This window comes from Pseudomonas urethralis (assembly GCF_021602465.1).
Classification (GTDB): Bacteria; Pseudomonadota; Gammaproteobacteria; order Pseudomonadales; family Pseudomonadaceae; genus Aquipseudomonas; species Aquipseudomonas vlassakiae.
Map to the genome: position 1 here is coordinate 63,991 of NZ_BQIJ01000021.1, position 26,151 is coordinate 90,141.

The following is a 26,151-nucleotide window of genomic DNA, read 5'->3' on the forward strand; positions in this document are numbered from 1 at the left end:
CCGGTTGGCTACCGGGTTCAGCAGCTACGCGCCGCTACTGGCTTGGCCCGACGATACAGCACGGTGGTCGCGGTGAACCCGCAGACCGCTGCGAACATCAGCCAGTAGGCCGGCGACGCTTTGTCCCCGGTGGCCTGCACCAACAGCGTCGAGACCGCTGGCGTGAAGCCGCCGAACAGCGCGGTGGCCAGGCTGAAGGCCAGCGAGAAACCGACCACCCGCACGTTCGCCGGCATCACCTCGGTCAGCGCCGCGACCATGGCGCCGTTGTACATCCCGAAGAAGAACGAGAAGTACAGCAACACCGCAAGCAGGCGCTCGAAGCTGGCGGCTTCGGCCAGCCAATGCATGGCCGGGTAGGCGGTCAGCACGCACAGCAGGGATATCGCCAACAGCTGCGGGCGCCGGCCGATGCGATCGGAGAGCGCGCCGCCGATGGGCAGCCAGATGAAGTTGCTGACCCCCACCAGCAGGGTTACCACCAGGCTGTCGGTAGTGCTCAGTTGCAGCACGGTCTTGCCGAAGGTCGGGGTGTAGACCGTGATCAGGTAGAACGTCGTGGTGGTCATGGCCGCCAGCAGCCCGCCCGCCAGCACCGTGCGCCAGTTGTCGCACATCGAGCGGAACACTTCAGCAGCGCCCGGGTGGTGCCCGCGGGCCTTGAACGCGTCGGTCTCTTGCAGCGAGCGGCGAATGACGAAGATGAACGGGATGATCACGCAGCCGATGAAGAACGGAATGCGCCAGCCCCAGGCCGCCACTTCGCTGGTGGCCATGCAGGCGTTGAGGCTATAGCCCAGCGCTGCCGCCACGACGATCGCCACTTGCTGGCTCGCCGATTGCCAGCTGGTGAAGAAACCGGTGCGCCCCGGCGTGGCGATCTCCGAGAGGTAGACCGAAACACCGCCCAGCTCGGCGCCAGCGGAAAAGCCCTGCAACAGCCGGCCCAGCAGCACCAGCAACGGGGCGAGGATGCCAATGCTGGCGTAACCCGGCACCAGGGCGATCAGCACGGTGCCGGCGGCCATGATCGACAGCGTCACGATCAGCCCTTTGCGCCGGCCGACCTTGTCGATGTAGGCGCCCAGCACGATGGCGCCCAGCGGGCGCATCAGGAAGCCTGAGCCGAACACCGCGAAGGTCATCATCAGCGAGGCGAACTCGCTGCTGGCCGGGAAGAACGTCTGCGATATGTAGGTGGCGTAGAAACCGAACAGGAAGAAGTCGAACTGTTCGAGGAAGTTGCCGCTGGTCACCCGCAGGATGGCGCCCAGCTTGGCGCCCCTGGTCTGTGTTGTTGTTTTCATCATGGCTACCGTTTTGCTCGCTTTTGTTGTTTTTGAGTGTTCAATCGCTGCCGGCATTGATCGGGTTGGGCTGGCGTTTCTCGATGGCGTGCTTGAGCAACGCCGCGCTGCGGAAGATGCCGTGGGCGAACTTGCTGTATGGCATGGTCAGGAAGAACGCCATCACCAGCCCCAGGTGCACGGCCAGCAGCAGGCCAAGCGCGCTGGTCTCGCGCCACGCCAGCAGGGCCAGGCCGCTGGCGCTGACCAGCAACAGCAGGGCGATGAAGCCGCGGTCCATGGGCTTCTGCTCGGCGTCGCCGTGGTCGGGGTTGCGCCGCAGGTTGAGGTACAGCAAGCCGGCGGGGCCTGCCAGCAGGCCGAGACCGCCGGCAATACCCAGCAGGACCGGCAGGCTCAGCACCGGGTATGGCGCCACCAGGCCCAGCAGGTAGTGGTAGAGCGTCGCGGTGCCGGTCGCGGCCAGGCACAGCAGGAAGCCGTAGAAGGTCAGGTGGTGAAAGCGCCGCCGCCACAGGGTGAAGCGGTCATCGGCGTTGTTGCAGCCTTCGCCGTGGCCACCGTCCAGATACTTGAGCCTGGCCACGCTGGCCGTCGCCTCCAGGGCTGCGGCGGTCTTCAGCCCGGCGCCTGCCGCAGGGGGCGAGACGTCGCGCCAGAAGCGCCGCACGCCCAGGCCCAGGGCGATGAGCGCAAAGCCGAACACCGCGCCGAACATCAGTGCCAGGGTGTTGTGCGGGAAGATTCCATAGAAGTTGCTGCCGGGCATTGCCGTGAACAGGTTGCCCATGGCCAGCAGTGTCAGGCACAGGAACAGCACCAGGCCGAAGCCGCTGGCCAGCGCCAGCGTCAGGCCATTGCGCTGGTACAGGCGGCCCAGGGCACGCGGCCAGGCGTATTCGGCATAGGTGTCGAGGCGCACCTTGGCCATGGCCTTGGGCACGTTGACTTCGAACGCATGGGGTGCGGCGTACTGGCAGGCATGCAAGCAGGCGCCGCAGTTGTGGCACAGGTTGGCCAGGTAGTGGATGTCGGCCTGGGTAAATTCCAGGCGCCGGGTCATCGCCGGAAACACCGCGCAGAACCCTTCACAGTAGCGGCAGGCATTGCAGATGCTCATCTGCCGTTGCACTTCGCTTTCGTGCACATTCAGCACCGGGATCAGTTCGCTTTTCTGGGCCTGCGGATCAAACAGCTGCATGACGTACCTCCCGGGTGTCGACAAAGCCGGCGCTGGCAGCCGCCTGCACACCGGCAATCCGGCCGAACGCCGTGCCGATGGCCATGCCGATACCGGCGGTGTAGCCCTTGCCCAGTACGTTACCGGCCATCATTTCTCCTGCGACGAAAAGGTTGGGGCTGGGCTTGCCGGCGAAATGCACCGCAGCGCTTTCGTCTGTCGCCAGGCCCAGGTAGGTGAAGGTGACGCCCGGCTTGAGCGGGTAGGCGTAGAACGGTGGCTTGACCAGCGGGCGGGCCCAGTGGGTCTTGGCCGGGGTCAGGCCGGCGGTGTGGCAGTCGTCGAGCGCGGTATGGTCGAAGGTGCCGACCTGGCAGGCGTTGTTGAACGCCTCGATGGTCTGGCAGAACGGCGCCTCTGGCAGGCCCAGCTTGCGCGCCAGTTCCGTCAGGGAGTTGGCCGTGGTGCCTGGGAACACCGGTGGCATGAAGCGGCCGATGGCCTGCTGGTCGATGATCGAATAGGCCTGCTGGCCCGGCTGGCCAGCTACCAGGCGGCCCCATATGGCATAACGCTTGGGCCAGAAGTCTTCGCCCTCGTCATAGAAGCGTTCGCCGTCGCGATTGACCACCACGCCCAGCGACACGCAGTCGATACGGGTGCAGATACCGCCGTCATACAGCGGTGCGCGGGCGTCGATCGCGACCATGTGCGCCTGGGTCGGGTCGCCGATGATATCGGCGCCGAGTTCGCCCAGGCGCTTGAGCAGGATGCCGGTGTTGAAGCGCGTGCCGCGGATCAGGAAGTTGTCCGACGGCCATTCGCCACGGGCGTTCTGGCCCCAGGCTTCGCGCAACCACTCGCGATTGGACTCGAAGCCGCCCGCCGCCAGCACACAGGCCTTGGCCTGGATGCGTTCTGCTGGTAGTTGCCGGCCCTCGAACTCGCGGGCGGGCAGGTGAGCGGCGACGAACCTGCCGTCTTGCAGCTCGATATCGCAGACCTGGGCGTTGTAGCGCACCTGCACGCCAAGCCGTTCGGCACTGCGGAAATAGGCGTTCACCAGGGCCTTGCCGCCACCCATGAAGAACGCGTTGGTCCGCGCCACATGCAGGGCGCCGGACAGCGGCGGCTGAAAATGCACACCGTGGCTGCGCATCCAGTCGCGGCAGCTGGAGGAGGCACGAATGGCGATGCGCGCGAGTTTTTCGTTGGTCAGCCCGCCGGTGACCTTGAGCAGGTCTTGCCAGTACTCCTCTTCAGGGTAGGCGTCGACCAGCACATCCTGGGGCGCGTCGTGCATGCAGCGCAGGTTGCGGGTGTGTTGCGAATTGCCGCCACGCCAGGCCTTGGGCGCGGCTTCCAGCAGCATGACGCTGGCGCCGGCCTCACGGGCCATCAGCGCGGCGCAGAGGGCGGCATTGCCGCCGCCGATTACAAGAACATCGATCATTTTCGCTCCTCGGTCGCAAGGAGGCATGAACGAAGAGCCCCTTGCGAGTGAGCAGAAAATAGGGCGGTCGGCGAGGCGTCGAAAGGCGGGTTACGGCATGAGGTGTTCAGTTTTACTAAAGGCTGGCCTCTTCGATCCAGGTCGCCCCTGGCCATTGCCGCTGGCTGACCAGCTGGTGAGCAACGTCGATGATCACCCGTCGTGCGGCCAGCGCGGCAGGGGACAGCTCATCCTCCGCCAGGGTCGCCAGCAGGTTGCGCCGGCCAACGTGGGCGTCGCTGATCTGCGCGACCCGCAGCCCGCTTTCACCGCTGAGCGCCGCTGCGGCTCCGGGCTGGATGGTCGCGGCATGGCCCGCACGCACGGCGTTCATCAGCACGGCCAGGCCATCGACTTCCATGATGATGTTGGGCACCAGGCCGGAGCGTTCGAATGCGGTCATCAGGGTCGAGCGCAGCCCATGCTGGACACTGGGCATGACCAGCGGCAGCTGGCCCAGGTCGGCCAGTTGCACACTGTTTACCGGCGCATTGGCCAGCTGTGGCGGGCTGATGACGAATAGCTTTTCATCCAGCAGCGGCGTCACGCTCCAGCGTTTGCCACCCTCGAGCTGGAACAGGATCGCAAGGTCGATCTGGCGGGCGTTGAGCTGCGCGGCGAGATGCCCGGAGAGCATCTCCACCAGGTGCAGCTGGATGTCGGGGTAGCGCTCGCGCATGGCACTGATCAGCGGCAGCGCGAGCACGGTCGCAGTGGTCGGTGGCAGGCCGACGGTGACGTAGCCGCTCATGCGCCCACGGTGGGCGGCCAGGATGGCGTTCTCGGCCTGGCGCAGGCTGAGTTGGGCATGGTGCAGAAACGCCATGCCGGCGCTGGTTGGCGTGACACCTGTGCTGCTGCGGTTGAGCAGGCGGGTGCACAGCTCGCTTTCAAGCTTGGCGATCTGCTGGCTCAGGGCAGAGACGCCGACCTCCAGTTCGAGCGCGGCGCGGCCGAGGCTGCCGTGTTCGATGATCTTGATGAAGTAGCGCAGTTGCCTGAGTTCCAAGGGGGCTCCTGACGAAGGCAGAGGGAATGAGGGTTGGGCGTTAGTGTAACGTGCCTGCTGCGTCAGGCTTGTGCTCGGTGCCCTGCAGCCGCAGCTGCCGTTACCGGATCATGCGCTTTCCCGGGTAATCAATTCGCATTGCAGCAGGTTCAAGCGTTCCACTTCACCCTCATGCGCCACGCATCCCAGATGCTGCAACACCCGCATGGCTGCCAATTCGCCAATTTGCCGCGACGGGGGCCGCAAGGTGGTCAGGCTGGGTAACAGCATCTCGGCGAAGGGGTAGTCGCCAAAACCGACGATGGCCATGTCCTCGGGCAAGCGCAGCCCGGCACGTTGGCCGGCCAGGAGTGCGCCGGCGGCCAGGTTGTCGTTGGCGAAGATGATCGCCTCAGGACGAGGGTCGCGACGGATCAACGCCTGCATCGCCTGCTTGCCGGCTTCAAACGGCGCGCAGTCAGTCGACGGCACGAACACCCAAGGCTCGAGCCCGGCTTCACGCAGTGCTTCGATATAGCCATCGCGCCGCTCCAGCGCGCTGAGGTCACCCGCCGCGCTGTTCTGCACGAAGGCTATGCGCCGGTGGCCCTTGCCCAGCAGATAGCGGCACGCCTGCACACCCACCTGATGATGGCGGAAGCCAACCTGCAGCGGCGACCGTTCCGGGCGATAGTCCCAGATCTCCACCACCGGTACTTCGGCCTCGGTGAGCATCTTTTCGGTGGCCGGGCTGTGGAAATGGCTGGTCACCACCAGCGCTGCCGGCGACCAGCCGAGAAAGGCCCGCACGGCGCTTTCTTCCTGGGCCTCGCTGAAATAGCTGGACGCCAGCAATAGCTGGTAGCCATGCCGGGTCAAGGTGTCGCTGAAGGCCTGGATGGTCTGCGCGAATATCGGCCCGGAAATGTTCGGAATGACCATGCCGACGATACGGCCACGGGCAGAGGCGAGGCCTCCCGCCACCAGGTTGGGCACATAACCTAGCGCTTGTACCGCGGCCTCGATGCGTTCGCGCAGGGGTGGGGATACCTGCCCGGGCTGGTTGAAGTAGCGCGACACGCTGATGGCCGACACGTCGGCGGCCCGCGCCACGTCCACGAGCTTGACACGGCCCGCGCCACGGCGCTTGCGGGTGGGTTCCTTGGCTTGGCTCACAGGCTGGCCTCAATGGGAAATGCCGCGATGGTAGCGCTAACGAAGGCCGATGTGGCAAATAGCTTTATGGAATATAAATCGTATTTTTAGGTATTTGACCTGCTAAGCATGCGCCTCTGATACTTGTTGATGTTAGCGCTAACAAGCGCGGCTGTTGGCAAGCGCCTGCCACTCGCACGAGCGAGACCAGACACCCACAGCAATACCCGTGTCGGCCCCGTGCGGGCCATGGTCTGGTCTTTCAAGGCAGTCGCATCATGCACAAACACCGCAAGGCATTCCCGTTCAAGCAACGCCAACCACTGGCCGCCGCTGTATTGCTGGCTGCCATCGGCCAACCCACGCAAGCGGCCGAACCCGCGCCGCAGGCCACGTCGCTGGACGCGGTGACCGTGACCGCCACCCGCCGCGAGTCGACCTTGCAGGAGGTGCCGGTGGCCGTTTCGGTGATCGATGGCGAACAGCTCGAACGTGACAATCGCAACAACGTCGCCAGCATCGTCCAGCAGGTACCCACGCTCAATTACCGCGCCGGCGCGTCGAACAAGGACACCTCGTTGTTCATTCGCGGGGTGGGGACCATTTCCACCTCGCCCGGCGTCGAGCCGACCGTGGCGACCGTGGTCGATGGCGTCGTGTTCGGCCGCCCTGGTCAGTCCACCCTCGACCTGCTCGACCTGGAGCGTATCGAAGTGCTGCGCGGCCCGCAGGGCACGCTGTTTGGCAAGAATGCTTCGGCGGGTGTGCTGAACGTGGTCAGCAAGGCCATCCCTGAACAGACTCAAGGCTACGTGGATTATTCGCACTTCGGCGGTGGCGACGAAAACCGCCTGCGCTTCGGCATCGGTGGCCGCCTGAACGAGCAGTTCAAAGGCTCGTTGAGCACCTTGTGGGGCGACTACGACGGCAATGTCGAAAACGTCGCCAATGGCCACGACGTCAATGGCTACCAACGCAAGGGCGCCCGCGGCAAGCTGGAGTTCGAGCCCAGCGATGACCTGCGCCTGACACTGATCGCCGACTACATGAAAGGCGAGGACAGCTTGCCCAGCGGGGTGATCACCAGCGCCAGCACGGCCATCGCCAACCAGTTGCGCCCGGTTGTGCCCAGCGCGCATAACCGCGACATCAACAGTGACTTCAAGACCCACGTCGAAGACGAGAACCAGGGCCTGTCGGCACAGCTCGATTGGCAGCTGGGCGACTACACGCTCACCTCCATCAGCGCCTGGCGTGGCTGGGACAACACCCAGTACCAGGATGGTGACCGTCGCGCTGTGCTGCCGTTCACGGCCTCCCACGACAAAGGCACCGTGGACTATGACCAGTACAGCCAGGAGTTTCGCCTGACGTCGCCCAAGGGGCAGTTCAATGAGTACGTGCTGGGCGCCTTCTACATGCACGGCACCTCCAACGAGACCTATCAGCGGCTTTCGGTCAACGGCGGGGTGGCCAACACGGGCAGGGCGGATTACTCGACGACCAACGACAGCGTCGCGCTGTTTGGTGAAAACACCTTCAACTTCACCGACGATTTGCGCGCCATCTTCGGCTTGCGCTGGACCCACGATGACCTCGAGTACGACCACCGTCGCGTATCGACTTCAGCCACGGCGGTCACCGGCATCCAGCCGTCCACCGCCAGTTCCGGCTCGGTGGACGAAGATGGCTGGAGTGGCCGTACCGGCCTGCAGTACGACTTCAACGACAACCTCACCGGCTACGTCACCTATTCGCGCGGCTACAAGGGGCCGGCGTACAACGTGTTCTTCAACATGCAACCGCGTGATACCCAGGCGCTCAAGCCGGAAACATCCGACGCCTACGAGGTCGGCCTGAAAGGCACCGCGCTGGATAACCGCCTGATGGCCAACCTGGCGGTGTTCCACACCGATTACGATAACTACCAGGCCAACTTCTTCGACACCGTGGCCAACCAGGTGGTGACCCGCCTGGTCAACGCCGGCAAGGTCAAGACCCAGGGCGTCGAGCTCGATGCCAGCTTCCAGGCTACCCGTCAGCTCAAGTTCTCCGCCGCTGCGGCCTACACCAAGGCGCGGGTCGATCATTTCAACTGCCCGGTCGGGGCGGCGGCCAATTGCAACATCGACGGCGGCCGCCTGCCGTTCACGCCGGACTGGAAGACCTATGTGCGCGCCGATTACGTGATCCCGCTGGAGAACGGCCTGGATGTGGAGCTGGCCAGCGACTACAGCTGGCAGGACTCGGTGCAGTTCAGCCTGGACCAGAACCCGGACACCGTGCAGGGCGCTTATGGCATCTGGAACGCCAGCATTGCCCTGGCCGACTACAACGACGGCTGGCGCGTGGCGTTGCTGGGCAAGAACCTGGGTGACAAGTCCTACGCGCAGATGCTGGCCAGTGGCGGCGACTATATCTACCGGGCCGTGCCGCGTGATGACGGGCGTTATTTCGGCGTTCAGCTGCGCAAGGATTTCTGACTGTGCGAGCACTGCAAGGAGACAGAGCATGAGTCGTCAAATGAGTCTCGGGGCCTTTCTCATGGCCACCGGGCACCATGTCGCCGCCTGGCGTCACCCGGACGTGCCCGCCGACCCGCTGGATTTCGCCAGCTACCGGCGCACTGCGCAAATCGCTGAAGCGGCCTGCTTCGACGCACTGTTCGTCGCCGACAGCGTTGCCGCCCCCAGCGATGCGCTGGCCAGCCGCAGCGCCCGATCAGTCCATTTCGAACCCTTGACCCTGCTCTCGGCGCTGAGCATGGTGACCGAGCGCATTGGCCTGATCGCCACGGCCACCACCAGTTACAACGAGCCCTACCATGTGGCACGCAAGTACGCCTCGCTCGATCATCTCTCGGGCGGCCGTGCCGGCTGGAACCTGGTGACCTCCGACGCCGCCGCCGAGGCCGGCAATTTCGGCCGCGATGCGCATATACCCCATGCCGAGCGTTACGCCCGGGCCCGCGAGTTCCAGCAGGTGGTGCAGGGCTTGTGGGACAGCTGGGCGGATGACGCCTTCGTCCGGGACAAGGCCAGCGGCGAGTTTCACCGGCCGCAGGCCGTGCGCAGCATCGACCATGCGGGTGCGCACTTTCGGGTTCGCGGTCCGCTCAACGTGGCTCGCTCACCCCAGGGCCGACCGGTGCTGGTCCAGGCCGGGTCGTCCGAAGCCGGCCGCGAGCTGGCGGCCGAAAGTGCCGAAGTGGTGTTCACCGCGCAGCCCAGCCTGGCCAGCGCCCAGGCGTTTTATGCCGACCTCAAGGGGCGCCTGGCCCGCTACGGGCGTAGCGACGATGAACTGAAGATCATGCCGGGCGTGTTCGTCGTGGTCGGCCGCAGTGCCGCCGAAGCCCAGGCCAAGTACCAGCAGTTTCAGGACTTGGTCGACCCCCGTGTGGGGGTTGCCTTGCTCGGCCGCATGCTCGGCAACTTCGACCTGTCCGGCTACCCGCTGGACGGCCCGCTACCGGCGCTGCCACTGACTGAAGATGGCCAGCGCAGCCGCCAGCGACTGCTGACCGAACTGGCGGGGCAGGAGCAGTTGACCCTCGCCGAGCTGGGACGGCGCATCGCTGGCGGGCGAGGGCACTACAGCCTGATCGGTACGCCGACGCAGATCGCCGATGCGCTGCAGGCCTGGTTCGAAGGCCACGCGGCCGACGGCTTCAATGTGCTGGTCCCGCATCTGCCGCAGGGGCTCGAAGACTTCGCCAGCCTGGTGGTGCCCGAGTTGCAGCGCCGGGGCCTGTTCCGCCGCCAGTATCAGGGCCACACCCTGCGCGAGCACTTGGGCCTGCAGCGGCCCGCCAATCCCTATTTTACCGAGTGAGGTCACGCATGAGCTACATTGCCAACCCTGAGCGCTACGCGCGCATTCCCTACCGTCGCGTCGGCCGCAGCGGCCTGGTGTTGCCGGCCCTGTCCCTGGGCCTGTGGCACAACTTCGGCGATGCGACGCCGATCGACACCCAGCGTGCCTTGCTGCGCACGGCCTTCGATGCCGGCATCACCCATTTCGACCTGGCCAACAATTACGGCCCGCCCTATGGCAGTGCCGAGCGCAACTTCGGCCGCCTTCTGCGAGAAGACCTGCGCAGCTACCGCGACGAACTGATCATTTCCAGCAAAGCCGGTTGGGATATGTGGCCGGGGCCTTACGGCCAGGGCGGCAGCTCACGCAAGTACCTGATCGCCAGCCTTGACCAGAGCCTCAAGCGTCTGGGGCTGGACTATGTGGACATCTTCTACTCGCACCGCTTCGATGCCGAAACGCCGTTGGAGGAAACCGCGATCGCCCTGGCCGATATCGTGCGCCAGGGCAAAGCGCTGTACATCGGCATTTCTTCCTATTCCGCCAACAAAACCCGCGAGATCGCCGCGCTGTTGGCCGAGTTGAAGGTCCCGCTGCTGATTCACCAGCCGTCGTACAACCTGTTCAATCGCTGGATCGAGCAGGACTTGCTGGACACCACCGAGGCGTTGGGCGCCGGTGTCATCGTATTCACCGCACTGGCCCAGGGGCTGCTCAGCGACAAGTACCTGGATGGCATTCCTGCTGATGCACGGGTCAACCGCCCCGGTGGCGGCTCGCTGCTGCCGCAGCACCTGTCCGAGGCCAACCTGGCCCGCGCCCGTGCGCTCAACGAGATCGCCCGTCGCCGCGGGCAGAGCCTGGCGCAACTGGCGCTGGCCTGGACCTTGCGCGACCCGCGGGTGAGTTCGGCACTGATCGGTGCCAGCCGGCCGGAGCAGATCACCGAGAATGTCGCAGCACTCGACAACCTGGCATTCAGCCTCGAAGAGCTCGCCGAAATCGACCGCCATGCCGTTGAAGGCGGGATCAACCTGTGGGAAAAGCCCTCGACCGACTGGAAGGAGTGAGCCATGCGCGTACTACGCTTTGCCGCGCTCGTGCTGCTGGCGCTGGCGGGTGCCGTTCATGCCGCGGACCCTGCGACACTGCGCATCGGCTATCAGAAAGGCTCGATCAGCCTGGTGCTGGCCAAGCAGCACCGGCTGCTGGAACAGCGGTTCGCCAATACGCATGTGCAGTGGATCGAATTCCCGGCGGGGCCACAGATGCTCGAAGCGCTGAACATTGGCAGCCTCGATATCGGTTCCACCGGGGACATTCCGCCGATCTTCGCCCAGGCCGCGGGTGCAGACCTGCTGTACATCGGCGCCGAACCTGCAAAGCCGAAGGCCGAAGTCATTCTGGTACCCAAAAGCAGCCCCATCACTTCGGTGGCTGAACTCAAAGGCAAGCGTGTCGCCCTGCAGAAGGGCTCCAGCGCCCACAACCTGCTATTGCGCAGCCTGGCCAGCGTGGGCTTGAGCATGCGCGACGTGCAACCGGTGTACCTGGCGCCCGCTGACGCCAGGGCAGCCTTCGAGCGTGGCAGCATCGATGCCTGGGCGATCTGGGACCCGTACTATTCGGCCATCGATCTGGAAGGCAAGGCACGCCTGCTGGCGGATGGCGAGGGCTTGGGATTGATCGGGCCATTCATGCTGGGGGCGCGTGGTTATGTCGAAGCCAATGGCGATTTCATCAAGCGCTTGCTGGCGCAGATCTCCGAGGCTGAGGCGCTGACGCGCACTGACGAGGCCGGCAGCGTCCGTGTACTGGCGCAGTTCATGGGGCTGCCGGAGGAGGTGGTACGGCGCAGTTTCAGCCACCGGCCGGCATCGCCGTTGATACCGGTGAGCGAGGAAATCGTCGCCGCGCAACAGCGCACCGCGCAGCTGTTCTTCGACAACCGGCTGTTGCCCAAGCGGGTCGACATTGCCGGTGCGGTCTGGCGTCAGGATTGACGTGCTGACCGAAGCTCAGCCCTGGGCGAACTGCAACAGCCTGTCGCCCTCCAGCCGATAGCGCACCCACTCCTCTTGCGGTTCGGCGCCCAACGATCGGTAGAAACCGATCGCCGGCTCGTTCCAGTCCAGCACGCTCCACTCGAAGCGTCCGCACCCTTTGGCCACGGCTTCGCGAGCGATGTGCCGCAGCACATCCCGACCTGCGCCGCCGCCACGTTGTTCAGGGGTGATGTACAGGTCTTCCAGGTAGATGCCGTTGCGGCCTTGCCAGGTCGAGTAGCTGTAGAAGTACACGGCAAAGCCGATGGCCTGCCCATCCCGCTCGCAGATCAGGCTGTGCACGGTGCTGCCCTCATCGAACAGGCTGTGCTCGATATCGGCCAGGGTGGCGACCACTTCGTGACGGGCGCGCTCGTAGTCCGCCAGCTCGGTGATGTAGGCGAGAATCTGCGCGGCATCGGCGCGAACGGCGGGGCGGATGGTCAAGCTCATGCAGGGCTTCCTTGTGCTTGGCTGAGGGTGCGCTTGGTGAACGGTACAGTAATGTGTATGTGCATAATTTAATGCAGCTGTACCAGTCGCAGGGTAAGGCGACTCCGTTAGTGTGACAGCTCCTGCAATACTTCTGGAATGCCTGCCATGCTTGCCTCTGCCGACCTGCTGACCGCCTTCGTGCTGTTTGCCTTCGTGTCCTCGATCACTCCTGGGCCTAACAACACCATGCTGCTGGCCTCGGGCGTGAACTTCGGCGTGCGCCGTTCGATCCCGCATGCCATGGGCATCAGCGTCGGCTTCATGGTCATGGTGCTGGCCGTGGGCCTGGGCCTGGGTGAGGTGTTCAAGGCCTGGCCAGTGCTGTACACCGTGTTGCGTTACACCGGTGCGGCCTACTTGTTGTACCTGGCCTGGAAGATCGCCACTTCAGGGCCGCTTGGCGCTGACTCGCCGAGCGCGCGCAAGCCGTTGGGGTTCTGGGGGGCGGCGGCCTTCCAGTGGGTCAACCCCAAGGCCTGGGTGATGGCGGTCGGGGCAATCACTACCTACACGCCCGCGCAGGGCTACGTGATGAATGTGATCGTCATCGCCGCGCTGTTCGCCCTGGTCAACCTGCCCAGCGTCGGCGTCTGGGTGATGTTCGGCAGCGCCCTGCGCAACCTGCTGCAGAACCCGCGCTGGCTGATGCTGTTCAATGTCCTGATGGCCTTGCTGCTGGTGATATCACTGTACCCGCTGCTGTTTGTAGAATCGGCGTTTTCATGACGCGATGAGTACAGCAAACCGATGCAGTTGATTCCCTGGTCCTTTGACAGCGCCGAAGGCTTCACCCTGCGTGGCTGGCGCTCGCCAGCCAGTGGCAAGCCCTTGCTGCACTTCCTGCACGGCAACGGCTTCTGCTGCCTGGCCTACCAGCCGTTGCTGATGAGCCTGAGCGAAGATTTCGATCTGTGGCTCTGCGATGTCCAGGGCCATGGTGACAGCGACCATGGTGGGGCCTTCCGTGGTTGGAACCGTACCGCCGCGCTGGCGGTAGAGGCCTTCGAGGCCGGCCGCGGTGAATATGGCGAGGTTCCCCGGTACGCCGTGGGGCATAGCTTCGGTGGCGTGCTGACCGGGTTGATGCTGGCCAGCCAGCCGGGCTTGTTTGCCCGTGCCGTACTGCTCGACCCGGTGCTCTTCAGCCGGCGCATGATCGGCGTGATGGGCGCCGCCGCACTGCTCGGCCTGCACCGCCGGCATGCCTTGGCGCGCAAGGCTGCCAGCCGACGCAGCCATTGGCCAGACCGGGACGCGGCGCGGGCCTCGCTGCACGGGCGTGGCATCTTCAAGGGCTGGACCGACGCGGCGCTGCAAGCGTATGTCGAGCACGCGATCGGGGACTGCGGCGAGGGGGTGGTGCTCAAGTGCCGGCCCAGCCGCGAAGTGGAGATTTTCAGCTCGTTCCCGTCGCGCATGTGGGCGCAGCTGGCTTCCCTCCAGGTGCCCACGTTGGTGCTTTATGGCGAAGACACCTATCCCTTCGTGCCGCATTCGGTGCAGCGCCTGGCCCGCCTCAACCCTGCAGTCAGTGCCCGCCAGGTACCTGGCGGGCACTGCTTCATGCAGGAGGACCCGGCCATGGCTGCACAACAGGTGTTGGGCTACCTGAAAGCAGAATGATTGTTCTGTTCGTGGAACGATGAGTGCCATTTCAACTGGCTACCGGCTTATTGCTCTCATTGGTAAGGTTAACCCAGCCAAGAGAGGAGACTTCTCATGAAAAAGATCCTGGGTATCCACCGCAGTCCCCACGCCCATTGGGTGGGTGATGGCTTCCCGGTGCGCAGCCTGTTCACGTATGACAACCTGGCCAGCAAGATCAGCCCGTTCCTGCTGCTCGACTATGCCGGCCCGTACGACTTCAGCCCGACCAGCGCGCGACGCGGTGTCGGCCAGCACCCGCACCGTGGTTTCGAGACCGTGACCATCGTCTATCAGGGCGAACTGGAGCACCGCGACTCGACCGGCGCCGGTGGCCTGATCGGTCCAGGTGACGTGCAGTGGATGACCGCTGCCAATGGCATCATCCACGAAGAGTTCCATTCCCCGGCCTTTGCCCGCAGTGGTGGTTCGCTGGAGATGGTGCAGCTCTGGGTCAACCTGCCGGCGCGTGACAAGCGTGCGGCGGCGGGGTACCAGACGCTGCTGGCCAAGGACATTCCGGTGGTGCAACTGGAGGGTGACGCCGGCAGCCTGCGGGTCATCGCGGGTAGCTATCAGGCCCACGCAGGCCCGGCGCGGACATTTACCCCGATGGATGTGTGGGACATGCGCCTGAAGGCGGGTGCCAGCCTGCAATTGCCGATCGCCGACGGCCACAATGCGGCTCTGGTGGTGCTGCGCGGTAGCGTACGCGTCAACGGCGAGCGCGAAGCCGGCCCGGCCAGCCTGGTGCTGTTGGAGCGCGCTGGCGAGGATGTGGCGATCGAGGCGCTCGAAGGCACCAGCCTGCTGTTGCTCAGCGGTGAGCCGATCGATGAGCCGATCGTAGGCTATGGCCCGTTCGTGATGAACAGCCAGGCAGAGATTGCCGAGTCGTTCGATGACTTCCACGCCGGGCGCTTCGGGCAGATGGCGGACGAGGGTGCTGGCCTGGATCATTGACTGCCTGAATCGGCCTCTCGCGGGTAATCCCGCTCCCCGGAACTCTCACTCTGCTCAAGGCAGTGACGATCCTGTGGGAGCGGGTTGACCCGCGAAGAGGCCGGTACAAACTCCGGCAAACCTTGGCATGATGCAGTGATGCCACTGTCCCGACTGCACGCCGTTCAGCGCTCACTCACTGCCTGCCGCCAGCACACGCTGTGGCTGCGCTACCCTACGCCCTATCACTGGCCATCGACCCAGGCCTTCCTGGCCGCCCGCTGCATTCCCGGTATTGAAACCTTCAGTAATGGCCTCTATCGCCGCAGTCTCTCCGTGGCTGGCCAACACGCTGTACTCGAAGCCAGCCCTGCCAGTGGCAACCGCCTGTACATTCAGCTCAGCGGTGTGCCTGCCTCAGCCGTCCCTTTCCTGATCGCCCGCATCCGTCGTTTCTTCGACCTGGACGCCGACCCGGCGCGCATCGCCGCCGACCTGTCCCGCGACCCGTTGATGGCCATGCTGCTCGCCGTACGCCCAGGCCTGCGCGTTCCGCAAGGCTGGGACGCCTGTGAGCAGGCCATGCGCACGGTGCTCGGTCAGCAGATCAGCGTGGCGGGCGCCATGACCCTGGCAGGGCGCCTGGTGGTGCGCCACGGCCAGCCGTTGCGTGTTCCGGCCGCCGGCCTGACGCATGTGTTCCCGACGGCGGACGTGCTCGCCGCTGCCGACCTGGAAAACATGGGCATGCCTCGCGCACGTGCTGCCACCCTCGGAATGCTGGCGCGTGCGCTGAAGGACCAACCCGGATTGCTGCGTAACGGCCAGGCGCTGGAGCCGCTGGTGGCCGAGCTCTGCCGGCTGAAAGGGATCGGCCCCTGGAGTGCCCAGTACCTGGCATTGCGCCAGGCCGGCGCCAGCGATGCATTGCCGTTGGGCGATGTGGCGCTGGCCAAGGCCTTGCGTCTACTGGAAGGTCCTGACAGCCGACTGGCCGAACGCGCCCCGGCCTGGCGCCCCTGGCGTGCCTATGCCGCGCAGCATCTGTGGGCGTCCCTGGCTGACACTTAGGCATCCCCAGCGACCGCCTGTCGCGAACTGCCAGCATTCGATCGAACGAGCAGTGCTGCCCGCCGTTCTTCCACTAAGGTGCTAAAGGATTCCCCGCACGATCATTGCCCCGGCGCATGGACGGCCGCTTGGGCATGCGCAATATCAATTGGCACCCTGCCTGCCAAAGGCGTACTCACACACAACAGGCCATCCAGTACAGAGAGGGTCGTACTATGTCGTTGATAGGAGTTTCGATGCTGGAAATGCGGCAGATCATCGAGCAGGCTTGCCTGCCCGACCGCTGCGAAGTCAGCTGCCCGGACGGCACCACCCTGACCATTCGCCTGGGTCAGGGGCAAAGCCTGGAGGAGGGCGTGACCCTCTCCGGGGTCTCATTGCAGAGCTTGAACAGTTGTCGCGACCTGGTGAATCTTGTCGGTCAGTTGCACACCCTGCGGGACAGCCACCCGGCGGCACTCAGGGCCATCGCCTGAGCACCCGATGCGTACCGGTCAGCCGAGGCTGGCCGGGCGCACGTATTCGGGCATCAGCCCGTGGCTCCAGAACAGGATCATCGATACCAGGATGGTCACCAGCAACAGCAACCCCACCCCCCACACGCAGCTGGCAAACAGCATGGCCTGCTCTTTGCGCAGGCGCAGGAAGGTCTGCAAGCCGCCGTACAGCAACACCGTGGCGTAGGCTGACGCGGCGACCAGCGCCAGCAGTGCCAGCCAGCGGATCGGCACCAGGCCAACGACGCCGGCGAAGAACCACGGCGTAGCGCAGTAGGCGGCAAAGCCGATGCATTGGTTGAGCGTCGGTTGCGCATCGAAACCGCGCGACATCCAACGGATCATCACCCCCATCAGCATCACCCCGACCACCGTGGTGGCGTACAGCAGCCCGGCCAGTTGCGCGGCGCTGGCCATGCTCAAGCGTACGCGGTCCTCTGCGGCCAGGCTCCAGCCGAAGGTGGTGGTACCGACGAACAGGCACAGGGCAGGGATCAGGGCCAGCGCCAACAGGCGTGGCAGGTATTGCTGCGGGTGGTCTTCTTCGGCGCGGCGGATGTCGATCCAGGCGTCGGAGGGGCGCGTGAAGAGTTTGAGCAACGGGCTGTTCATGGCGTTCTCCAGAAGGCGAGCCTTGTAGTTATGGAGATCCGCCGCTTGTATCAGGTTCATCCTGACGCGTGGCCGTTGATCGGCTTATTGCAGTTCCAGCAGCAGGTTCAAGCCGCCATCGCCGCACTTGCCTTGATCGCGGACCACGCCATGATAGCTCCGCCCGTCCCATACGAACGCCACGCTGTGGGCGCGCTCGACCTTGTCTGGCAAGGGAGGACAGATATGCAGGCGCAGGCCAGGCCGGCCCTGCAGATTGAGAGGGGCGAGCTGGCACTGGCATTCCACGCTCAGGGCGACCGGGCCGAACAGGGTGTCACGGACGTAGTCGAGTTGCAGGCTGGAATTGGGCGCACGGCCGGGCATCTTCATGGCCGCAGGGCTCCTGGGCGCTGGCACAGCAGGGAAGACGGGTTAGGCATTGGCGGCAGGCTCCTGGCAAAAGGATGGCACGTATCATCTTTTGGAAGCCTACCGCAGCTGTATGTTCAACTTGTTTCATGGGTTTTCACGGTTTTTTTGCAGTGGGCCGACGAAGGGCCGCGTGGCGCGGTGCATCGTCAGTCAGCCGCTTGCAGGGGATCATCTGCGTTCACGCCTGCCCGAAAAACCCCGCTGCCATCTTCCGAAACGACAATGCATATCATCCCCCCGATTCGGGGAATTTCCATGGGGGATCCTCCCCAAACTGATCCGTTTCCATTTCTAACTGACTGAAATAGCACGCTATTTCCTCATGGCACACACCTTGCTGCCCTCTCTGCAGTGTTTCTGTGTTCCGGAGGTGCAGCATGTCGACCCCGTCCAAAGGCCCCGTCCTGACATCACTGGTCCTGGCCTTGTTTGGCTGGGAAGCGACCAGCGAGAGTGAGGCTGCCGTGCAGTGCCAGCGCACCCTGGTGGCCAACGTGGTGGCCCTGGACCAGCCGCTGATGTTCAACCGCCTGGGCGCGCAGAACGCCAACGGCATGATCTTCGCCCTGCGCGAGGATGTGGTGGACGAGCGTCAGGTTCCGCTGAGCAAGGGCGGTGCCGCGGTGCCGGGCAAGGTCACTCTGCGCCCTGACAAGCGCCCACGGCCGATCGTGCTGCGCGTGGCCGCCGGGGACTGCCTCACGGTCAACCTCACCAACCTGCTCGACTACCGGGCCAACCCCAACAAGCATGGCATCGAGGCGGAACAAGTCGAAGGCGTCGAACTGCCGAAAGACCCAGCTGCCGAAGGCTTCGTCGCCGACGAGCAAGTCGCCGAGCGCATGGTCGGCTTTCAGGTCAACGGCATGCAGGCGGTCAACAGCATCGCCGACATCTCTGCCAACACCGGCCGCAACGGCAACTTCCTGGTCAGCCCCGGCAGCACCCGCAGCTATACCTTGTTTGCCGAACGCGAAGGGGCCTTCGCCGCTACCAGCAAGGCCGCCACCTTTGGCGGCGAAGGGGCTGCCGGCAACGTCGCCAACGGCCTGTTCGGCCAGGTGGTGGTGGTCCCCAAAGGTGGGCGAACCTACCGCAACACCCTGACCGAAGAAGAAATGCGCCTGGCCACCACCGGCCGCACCGCCGCTGGCCAGCCGGTGATCGACTACGAGGCCCGCTACCCACAGCGCGAGCCCTGGATCACCGAGGGCAAGGCCGGCAAGCCGATCATCGCGATGATCGACGGCAACCAGATCCTCAGCAGCGAAACCGACGCCATCGTCATGGGCCCCAACCCTGATGGCAGCTTCCCCAAGTCCACCTACCCACTGGAAAGCATCGGCAAGCGCAACCCGGCGCTGCCCAACCGGCTCGAGGCGTTCCGCGACTTCGCCTCGCAGTTCGCCGATGAGGTCGCCGGCACCCAGGCCTTCCCCGGTTACTGGGCGGACCCGGTGATGGGGCATGTACTGGAACCGGCACGCGACGCGTTCATGATCAACTACGGCTCCGGTGGCATGGGCGCCGAGGTGGTTGCCAACCGTCTCGGTGTGGGGCCGATGCATGACTGCCTGTCGTGCGCCTACGAAGAGTTCTTCCTCAGTGCGCACACCGTGGGCGATATTGGCACCCTGGTTGATGTGCCGGCCAACGTCGGCCTCGAACATATCCGCCCCGGCGAAGTGCCGCCGGCCAGTGCCACCGGGGTGAAGGCCAGCATGGCCCTGTACCCGGCGGAACCGGCCAACGTGCACCATAGCTATATCGGTGACTTCACCAAGTTTCGTAACACCCACAACGGTCACGAGCAGCACATCTTCCACTTGCACGGGCACCAGTGGCTGTTCAACCCCAACGACGACAATTCCGACTACATCGATGCCCAGGGTATCGGTGCCGGCGTCGGCTACACCTATGAGATCGCCAACGGTGGCTCGGGCAACCGCAACCGGGTGGCCGGCGATGCCATCTATCATTGCCATTTCTACCCGCATTTCGCCCAAGGCATGTGGGCCATGTGGCGGGTGCATGACGTGTTCGAGGAAGGCACCCGGCTGGATGTCAGCGGGCAGGGCGAGAACGGCTTCCACAGCACGCCGTTCGCACTGCGCAGCGGCAAGCCAGCGCCAGGCGCCCGGGCACTGCCAGACGGCGAGATCGTTGCCGGCACGCCAATCCCGGCCATCGTGCCGTTGCCAGGCAAGGCCATGGCGCCGATGCCTGGCAAGGTGGTGGTGGTGCCCAAGCTCGCTGCCGAGCAGGTGGTCGCCAACGACGATGACCACGCCCAGCCGCCTGGCGCTGCCAAGGCGATCGGCTCGCTGGCCCTGGTCGACCGCAGCGAGGCCAACCGCAATGCCGACGGTACGCTGAAGAACCCGGGCTACCCGTTCTGGATCGGCGGCATGGAAAGCAGCGTTGGCAACCGCCCGCCGACCCCGCCTCTGGACATGCTCGACCCGGCCCTGGCCCGGCAGCTCAAGGACAGCGGCAAAGCCCTGTGGGCCAACCTCGATCCCAACCAGGTCGATGGCTGGGACGGTGGACTCGGCCGCCATGCGCTGGACGGTGTATCCGCTGGCGGCGAAGCCGTTACCACCACCACCAAACTGGATTTTTCCAAGGTGGTGCACCGGGCCAAGCCGATCTACCTGCCGGAAGAGGGTACCGACGTCGAGCAGGCCGCCATGCAGTTCCATGCGGCAGCCGAGCACCCCAGCTACGCGCTGGTCCCTGGCAGCCAGCCGGTGCCCAAGGCGTTCCGCACCAACGGCGCGCTGCCGACCGCAGGCGCCCCATTCTACGAGCCGTGCATGGATGACCGCGGCAAACGCCTGACCCAGTCTTCGGGCGCGGGCGAATTCTTCAGCGGCGAAAGCCTGAGCGGTATCAACTTCCGTGGCGCGTCTGCTTTCACTGCCGATCGCCCGCGCATCTACAAGGGCGCCAACATCCAGTTCGACGCGGTGTACAACAAGGTCGGCTACCACTTCCCGCAGGCGCGCATCATCGCCCTGTGGGAAGACGCCTGGCCGGTGATCACCAAGCAGCGCCCGCCAGAGCCACTGGTGATGCGCATGAACACCTTCGACTGCACCATGTACCAGCACACCAACCTGATCCCGTCGTTCTATGAAATGGACGACTACCAGGTGCGCACCCCGACCGACGTAATCGGCCAGCACATCCACCTGCCCAAGTGGGACCTGACCGCTGCCGACGGTTCGGCCAATGGCTGGAACTACGAAGACGGCATCCTCTCGCCCGGCAGTGTGGTCGAGCGCGTGCAGGCCATCCGTGCCTTCAACAACTGCACCGAGGGCGACCCTCGAGACGGCACCGCTGCCTGCCCGAAAGCCAAGCAGCATCCGTACTTCGGCCGCTTCGGCCGGGCCGACTGGCTGGGCGCGCGCACCGCCATGCAGCGCTGGTTCGCCGACCCGCTGGTCAACGTGTTCAACGTCGACCGTGGCCTGGGCACCATCTTCACCCACGACCACCTCGGCCCATCGACCCACCAGCAACTCGGGCTGTACGCCACCGTGCTGGCCGAGCCGGCCGGTTCCACCTGGTACCACGCCGAGACTGGCGAGAAGCTGTACAACCCGGCCACCCGCCAGGATGGCGGCCCGACCTCGTGGCAAGCGGTGATCCACACCGGCGACAACGACGGTGACGGCAAGAACGACAGCTACCGAGAGTTCTTCCTCGAGTACAGCGACTTCCAGCATGCCTACGAGGCGGGGGTGTATGTTGGCGCCGGCCCGGATGGCATCCCCAATGCCCAGTCGTTCCCGGCCACTGGCGACAGCTTCCGTTACGCCATCAACCCGCCGGTACGCGGCAAGGCGTCGACCCTGCTGGAAGCCATCGTCGAGGAACGTGGGGGCATCACGCCGGGTTGCCCGAGCCGGCCATGCCCGCAGGCGATCTCGGTGGATGACCCCGGCATGTTCGTCGTCAACTACCGTAACGAACCGCTGGCCCTGCGCGTGTTCGACCCGAACAAGGTCGGCCCGGACGGCAAGCGCGGCATGCAGGCCGAGGGCCTTGGCGGTGACCTCAGCTACGCGCTGCAGACCCGCACCGACCGTGCCATACCGGCGCTGAACCTGGCACCTTCGGCGATCACCTCGGCGGTCGGCCCAACCGGTGGCACCACGCTGTTCCCACCGCACATCAACCGGGGCGGCAGCGAGCCGGGCGACCCGTTCACGCCGATGCTGCGCACCTACAGCGGCGACAACGTGCGCCTGCGCATGCATGCCGGCGGCCATGAAGAGGAGCACAACGTGACGCTGCACGGCGTGAAATGGCTGCAGAATGGCTCCGGTTTCGGCAACAGCTCCAACTCGGGGTGGAAGTCATCGCAGATGATCGGCATCTCCGAGCAGCTTGGCTTCCTGGCACCGGTGTCGATGATTTCCAGTTCCGCCGCCACCAACGGTGACTACCTGTATTCGCTGGACGCAGCGCTGGAAGGCTACTGGAACGGCATCTGGGGCATCATGCGCAACTACACCACCCCGCGTGCCGACCTGTTCCCGCTGCCGAACAACCCGCAGCCGGTGGCCATGCGCAACACCGTGAACTTCGACGGTATCTGCCCGAAAACCACGGCCAACCCCAACGGCATCGGCACCCGCGCCACCGTCAAGCGCAGCTACGAGATCGTCGCCGCGCTGGCCAACGACATCCTCGACAACCGCAACGGCGTCGCCATCAACGATATCGCCGGTATCGGCCAGCATGTCGGCGGGCCGCTCAAGGCCAATGGCGGCACCCTGGTGTTCAACAACCGCAAGACCAGCATCCCGCTGGTGAGCGGTGTCGATCCCGAGGACGGCATGCCGTTCAGCATCGGTGGCCACAGTGCGCCGCTGCACGACCCGACGGCCATCCTGTACGTGCGCAAGGCCGACCTCGATGCCAGCACCGGCAAGCTGAAAGCCGGCGTGCCTGTGGAGCCGCTGATCCTGCGCGCCAACGCTGGCGACTGCATCAGCATCACCCTGGAGAACCGCTTGCCCGAGGTGATGCCGGACTTGCCCAGCACCGCGGTGATGCACAACGTGGTCAAGCGTGACCGGTACGACAGCGAAGGTGCCACCGCCTTTGCCAACAACCTGATGCGCCCGTCCAGCCATGTCGGCCTGCACGCCCAGTTGCTGGCCTACGACATCACCAGGTCCGACGGTGCCAACGTTGGCCTCAACCCGGTGCAGACCGTACCGCCCCGGGTCGGCAACAGTGGCGCCTACCCGAGCAAGGTGTACCAGTACTACGCCGGCCACCTCGAGCGTGAAGGCAAGCCGGTGCTGCAACTGGGCCGCACGGTGGACAACATCAACACCACGGCGATCGAGTTCGGCGGCCTCAACCTGACCCCGTCGGACTTCATCAAGCAACCGCAGAAGGGCCTGGTCGGTGCCATGAGTGTCCTGCCGCAGACCGCCACCTGGAGCGAAGACACGGCCAGTCGCGCCCAGGCCACGGTAAAGGTCACTGGCCAGCCGGACTACCGCGACTTCGTCACGGTCTGGCAGCGCGCGCTGAACATGCGCTGGGCCGATGGTCGCCCGGTGGAAGGCATCAATGCCGAAGGTAATGGTGCGGCGGGCGACCCGCAGGACAACGGCAACATGGCCGTCAACTACCGCACCGAACCGCTGTGGCTGCGCTTCGGCATGGCCCCGGACTCGCCGTTCGGCCACGCCAACGGCCTGGGTTTCGCCGATGTGCCCAACGCTCACATGGCCTACGCCAACGCCCTGGTCGGTGGCGACCCGCTGACCCCGGTGCTGTACGCCAAGCCAGGCCAGCCGGTGCGCAACCACATCGTCATGCCCAGCGGTGGCAGTCGCGGCATGGTCTACCAGCTGGACGGGCACATTTGGCCGCTGCACAGCTACCAGGCCGAGAAGAATGACCTCGACGGCTACCCGATGAACCAGCCAGGCATCGGCTCGGTGCGCTTCGGCCTTAACCCGATGGCCATGTACATCGGCGCCCAGGAGAGCGTGCTGCCAGCCGCGCACTTCAGCTTCATGTTGCCCAGTGCCGGTGGCGCCAACGCAGTGCCCGGCGACTACCTGTTCCGCGACTATGCCGCCTACGGCAACCTCTCGGGGCTGTGGGGCATCCTGCGGGTGACCAATGAACTGCCGCCGGCAACCGCCGTGGGCCAGTAAGGGAGCGCGAAGATGAACAACAAACATATTCGCTCTGCCTACATGGGCCTGGTCATGGGGGCTGCGCTGATCGGCCTGGGCATGGCGTACGAAAAGCTCTGGTGCGACCCGCGCGAACTGCTGCAGCAGCCCGCCGACCCGCAGGCCCTGCACCGGCTCAGCCGCGATGGCGTGACGGTGGAGTTCGAGGCGCGGCCATTGGCCGGCGGCGACTTGCGTGAAGGGGGCTTCGCCAACATCCGCTTCAAGGTCACCGACCAGGCCAGCGGCCAGCCGCTGTCGGGCATGGCGCCGGGGGCCTGGATCGACCCGGCACAGTCGGCACCGGCAGAAGGCGGCAACCGCGACCAGAGCTGCAAGGCCCGTGTTGCGCTGTTCCTCAAGAGCAGCATCGGTGCACGCCCGTTGCTCGACCTGAACAGCTACTTTCTGCTGGTGCTGAACAAGGACGCCAGCCTGACCGTGATCGATCCGACCGTGTCGGTGGGCGGCATCACCAGTACCCTGGCGCGCATCGACCTGCCGGGCCGGCCAATGGACTGGACGGCCACGGGGGACGACAAGCAGGTCTTCGTGTCGATCACCGAGCGTGGCCAGGTGGCAGTCATCGATACCGAGACCTTCACCCGCGTGGCCACCCTTGAAGCCGGTGAGTCACCGGTGCGCGTGGCCCTGCAGCCGGATCAGCACCGGCTGTGGGTCGGCAACAACAGTAGCGACCCGGCCAAAGGCGGTGTCACGGTGATCGACGTTCCCGCGCGCAGCACCCTGAAGTCATTCGCCACCGGCTCCGGGCACCACGAAATCGCCTTCAGCGCCGACTCACGCTATGCCTTTGTCAGCAACCGCGACGGCGGCACGCTGAGCATCATCGACATCCCCGGGATGCGCCTGGTGAAAACCCTGGAGGTCGGCCCGCACCCGCTGTCGGTGGCGTATTCGGCTTTGTCCCAGGCGGTCTACGTCACCGACGGCGAAGAGGGCACGGTGCGGGTGATCGATGCCAGCAGCCATCAGCTGCGCCATATCGTCAAGGCCGAGCAAGGCCTTGGGCCGATGCGCTTCAGCGGTGATGGCCGCTATGGCATCGTACTCAACACCCTGGACAACCAGGCGCTGGTGATCGATGCCAGTACCGACAAGCTGATCCATCGGGTTCCGGTGGCGGCCGAACCGTACCAGCTGACCTTCACCAAAGGCTATGCCTACATCCGCGGCCTGGCCTCGCCCAAGGTCAGCATGATCAACCTGAGCAGCCTGGGCGAAGGGCGCCAGCCGATCGTGCAGGGTTTCGAAGCCGGCCCCGCGGCGCCCCGCCAGGCCGGCGACCTGCCACTGGCCCAAGGGTTGGCGGTGTCGCGTGACGACAACTCGGTATTCGTGGTCAACCCGGTGGACAACACCACCTATTTCTACGCCGAGGGCATGAACGCCCCGATGTCCGGCTACAACAACCGTGGCCACCAGGCCCGCGCCACCCTGGTCATCGACCGCAGCCTGCGTGAGCTGGCACCGGGCGTGTATGGCTCGACGGTGAAGATGCCGGCGGCGGGCAGGTTCGATGTGGCCTTTTTGCTCAACCAGCCGCAGATCATCCACTGTTTCAGCACCGAGGTGGCCGCCGCGCCGGCGGCGAGCGAGCGCCGGGGGGCGCATGCCGAGTTCATCGGCCTCGACCAGCCCATGGCGCAGCAAACGCAATTCACCGCCAAGGTGCGCATCGTCGGCGACGACGGCCGGCCACGGGTGGGCCTGGGCGACCTGACCCTGCGCTACTTCCTGGCGCCGTCTTCGCTGCCGCGCAACCTGCCGCTCGAAGAGGTGGGTGAGGGCGTGTACCAGGCGGCGCTGACCTTGCCCGAAGCCGGCGCCTGGTACCTGCATGTGCAATCGCCATCGCTCGGGCGCACGTTCGCCGAAGAAAACTACACCAGCCTGCGCGTGCTGCCAGCCGCAGCGGCTACCGCTTCCCAGACCGAAGTGAGGCATGTGCGATGAACGCCAAGCATTGTTTCCGGCTGCTTGCCCTGAGCCTGGCATTGGCCAGCAATTTGGCGCTGGCCCATGCCGGCCATGACCACCAAGGCCACGCCGGGCCGCCGCCGATGGCGCAGCAGGAAAAGGCCAGCGTGCGCTTTGCCGATGTCCCGCTGCTCAACCAGGACGGCATGCCGGTGCGCCTGGAGCACGACCTGGTGGGTGAGCGCCTGGTGATCATGGGCTTCATCTACACCAGCTGCACCACGGTGTGCCCGGTGGTGTCGTCGATCATGGGCAAGGTGCAGCAACAGCTGGGGGG

At 65.2% G+C, this 26,151-nt stretch carries 20 protein-coding genes; 12 read left to right on the forward strand and 8 right to left on the reverse strand.

Going from position 1 to position 26,151, the window contains the following annotated elements:
- Window positions 1-17 precede the first annotated feature (17 nt).
- From tcuC to L6D64_RS24820, 5 genes are all read right to left on the reverse strand, one after another.
- A complete protein-coding gene (gene tcuC / locus L6D64_RS24800) occupies window positions 18-1,310 on the reverse strand; it encodes an MFS transporter (protein WP_176510037.1) in 1,293 nt (430 codons plus the stop codon).
- Between the two features lie 37 nt (window positions 1,311-1,347).
- Entirely contained in the window at window positions 1,348-2,508 is a 1,161-nt protein-coding gene (gene tcuB / locus L6D64_RS24805; protein WP_176510038.1) for a tricarballylate utilization 4Fe-4S protein TcuB, read from the reverse strand.
- Window positions 2,495-3,940: an FAD-dependent tricarballylate dehydrogenase TcuA gene (tcuA, locus tag L6D64_RS24810; protein WP_176510039.1), complete on the reverse strand. Its 1,446-nt coding sequence runs from the start codon at window positions 3,938-3,940 to the stop codon at window positions 2,495-2,497. Before tcuA ends, tcuB begins: the two co-directional genes overlap by 14 nt.
- Window positions 3,941-4,055: 115 nt before the next feature.
- A complete protein-coding gene (locus L6D64_RS24815; protein ID WP_176510040.1) occupies window positions 4,056-4,988 on the reverse strand; it encodes a LysR family transcriptional regulator in 933 nt (310 codons plus the stop codon).
- Between the two features lie 108 nt (window positions 4,989-5,096).
- On the reverse strand, window positions 5,097-6,143 hold the full coding sequence (locus tag L6D64_RS24820; RefSeq protein ID WP_176510041.1) for a LacI family DNA-binding transcriptional regulator: 1,047 nt from the start codon (window positions 6,141-6,143) through the stop codon (window positions 5,097-5,099).
- A gap of 257 nt (window positions 6,144-6,400) precedes the next feature.
- Here L6D64_RS24820 and L6D64_RS24825 point away from each other — a divergent pair, with 257 nt between their 5' ends.
- The 4 genes from L6D64_RS24825 to L6D64_RS24840 are packed head-to-tail and all read left to right on the forward strand — an operon-like array spanning window position 6,401 to window position 11,941.
- Window positions 6,401-8,605, forward strand: coding sequence for a TonB-dependent receptor (locus L6D64_RS24825; protein WP_176510042.1), 2,205 nt, complete (start codon window positions 6,401-6,403; stop codon window positions 8,603-8,605).
- 28 nt (window positions 8,606-8,633) lie between these two features.
- Window positions 8,634-9,956 (forward strand): LLM class flavin-dependent oxidoreductase, encoded by a 1,323-nt coding sequence (locus L6D64_RS24830; protein WP_176510043.1) that lies wholly within the window; start codon window positions 8,634-8,636, stop codon window positions 9,954-9,956.
- Between the two features lie 8 nt (window positions 9,957-9,964).
- Window positions 9,965-11,008 carry an L-glyceraldehyde 3-phosphate reductase gene (gene mgrA / locus L6D64_RS24835; protein ID WP_176510044.1) on the forward strand — a complete coding sequence of 348 codons (1,044 nt, stop codon included), beginning with the start codon at window positions 9,965-9,967 and terminating at the stop codon, window positions 11,006-11,008.
- 3 nt (window positions 11,009-11,011) lie between these two features.
- Window positions 11,012-11,941 carry an aliphatic sulfonate ABC transporter substrate-binding protein gene (locus L6D64_RS24840; RefSeq protein ID WP_176510045.1) on the forward strand — a complete coding sequence of 310 codons (930 nt, stop codon included), beginning with the start codon at window positions 11,012-11,014 and terminating at the stop codon, window positions 11,939-11,941.
- 15 nt (window positions 11,942-11,956) lie between these two features.
- On the opposite strand, the gene L6D64_RS24845 is transcribed toward L6D64_RS24840, so the two are convergent.
- Window positions 11,957-12,436 carry a GNAT family N-acetyltransferase gene (locus L6D64_RS24845; protein WP_176510046.1) on the reverse strand — a complete coding sequence of 160 codons (480 nt, stop codon included), beginning with the start codon at window positions 12,434-12,436 and terminating at the stop codon, window positions 11,957-11,959.
- A gap of 138 nt (window positions 12,437-12,574) precedes the next feature.
- On the opposite strand from L6D64_RS24845, the gene L6D64_RS24850 reads away from it, so the two are divergent.
- The 5 genes from L6D64_RS24850 (at window position 12,575) to L6D64_RS24870 (ending at window position 16,611) form a co-directional block, all read left to right on the forward strand.
- Complete coding sequence (locus L6D64_RS24850; RefSeq protein ID WP_054885294.1) at window positions 12,575-13,204, forward strand: LysE family translocator; 630 nt, start codon at window positions 12,575-12,577, stop codon at window positions 13,202-13,204.
- Window positions 13,205-13,225: 21 nt separating this feature from the next.
- Window positions 13,226-14,101, forward strand: a complete 876-nt coding sequence (locus tag L6D64_RS24855) for an alpha/beta fold hydrolase (protein WP_176510047.1) — start codon at window positions 13,226-13,228, stop codon at window positions 14,099-14,101.
- 96 nt (window positions 14,102-14,197) lie between these two features.
- Complete coding sequence (locus tag L6D64_RS24860; RefSeq protein WP_176510048.1) at window positions 14,198-15,085, forward strand: pirin family protein; 888 nt, start codon at window positions 14,198-14,200, stop codon at window positions 15,083-15,085.
- A 138-nt stretch (window positions 15,086-15,223) separates the two neighbouring features.
- Entirely contained in the window at window positions 15,224-16,135 is a 912-nt protein-coding gene (locus L6D64_RS24865) for a DNA-3-methyladenine glycosylase family protein (RefSeq protein WP_176510049.1), read from the forward strand.
- Between the two features lie 215 nt (window positions 16,136-16,350).
- The gene (locus L6D64_RS24870; RefSeq protein ID WP_054885291.1) at window positions 16,351-16,611 is read left to right on the forward strand and encodes a DUF1652 domain-containing protein; all 261 of its coding nucleotides are present in this window, start codon (window positions 16,351-16,353) and stop codon (window positions 16,609-16,611) included.
- Between the two features lie 18 nt (window positions 16,612-16,629).
- Here L6D64_RS24870 and L6D64_RS24875 read toward each other — a convergent pair whose 3' ends face one another.
- A complete protein-coding gene (locus L6D64_RS24875) occupies window positions 16,630-17,244 on the reverse strand; it encodes a Yip1 family protein (RefSeq protein WP_176510050.1) in 615 nt (204 codons plus the stop codon).
- An 84-nt stretch (window positions 17,245-17,328) separates the two neighbouring features.
- The gene (locus L6D64_RS24880; protein WP_054885289.1) at window positions 17,329-17,616 is read right to left on the reverse strand and encodes a hypothetical protein; all 288 of its coding nucleotides are present in this window, start codon (window positions 17,614-17,616) and stop codon (window positions 17,329-17,331) included.
- 419 nt (window positions 17,617-18,035) lie between these two features.
- On the opposite strand from L6D64_RS24880, the gene mnxG reads away from it, so the two are divergent.
- The 3 genes from mnxG to L6D64_RS24895 form a co-directional block, all read left to right on the forward strand.
- Window positions 18,036-23,852, forward strand: a complete 5,817-nt coding sequence (gene mnxG, locus L6D64_RS24885; RefSeq protein ID WP_176510051.1) for a manganese-oxidizing multicopper oxidase MnxG — start codon at window positions 18,036-18,038, stop codon at window positions 23,850-23,852.
- A 12-nt stretch (window positions 23,853-23,864) separates the two neighbouring features.
- On the forward strand, window positions 23,865-25,850 hold the full coding sequence (locus L6D64_RS24890) for a cytochrome D1 domain-containing protein (RefSeq protein WP_176510052.1): 1,986 nt from the start codon (window positions 23,865-23,867) through the stop codon (window positions 25,848-25,850).
- Window positions 25,847-26,151: SCO family protein (locus L6D64_RS24895; protein ID WP_176510053.1), on the forward strand; the 305-nt coding region annotated here is incomplete at its 3' end. The genes L6D64_RS24890 and L6D64_RS24895, both read left to right, overlap by 4 nt.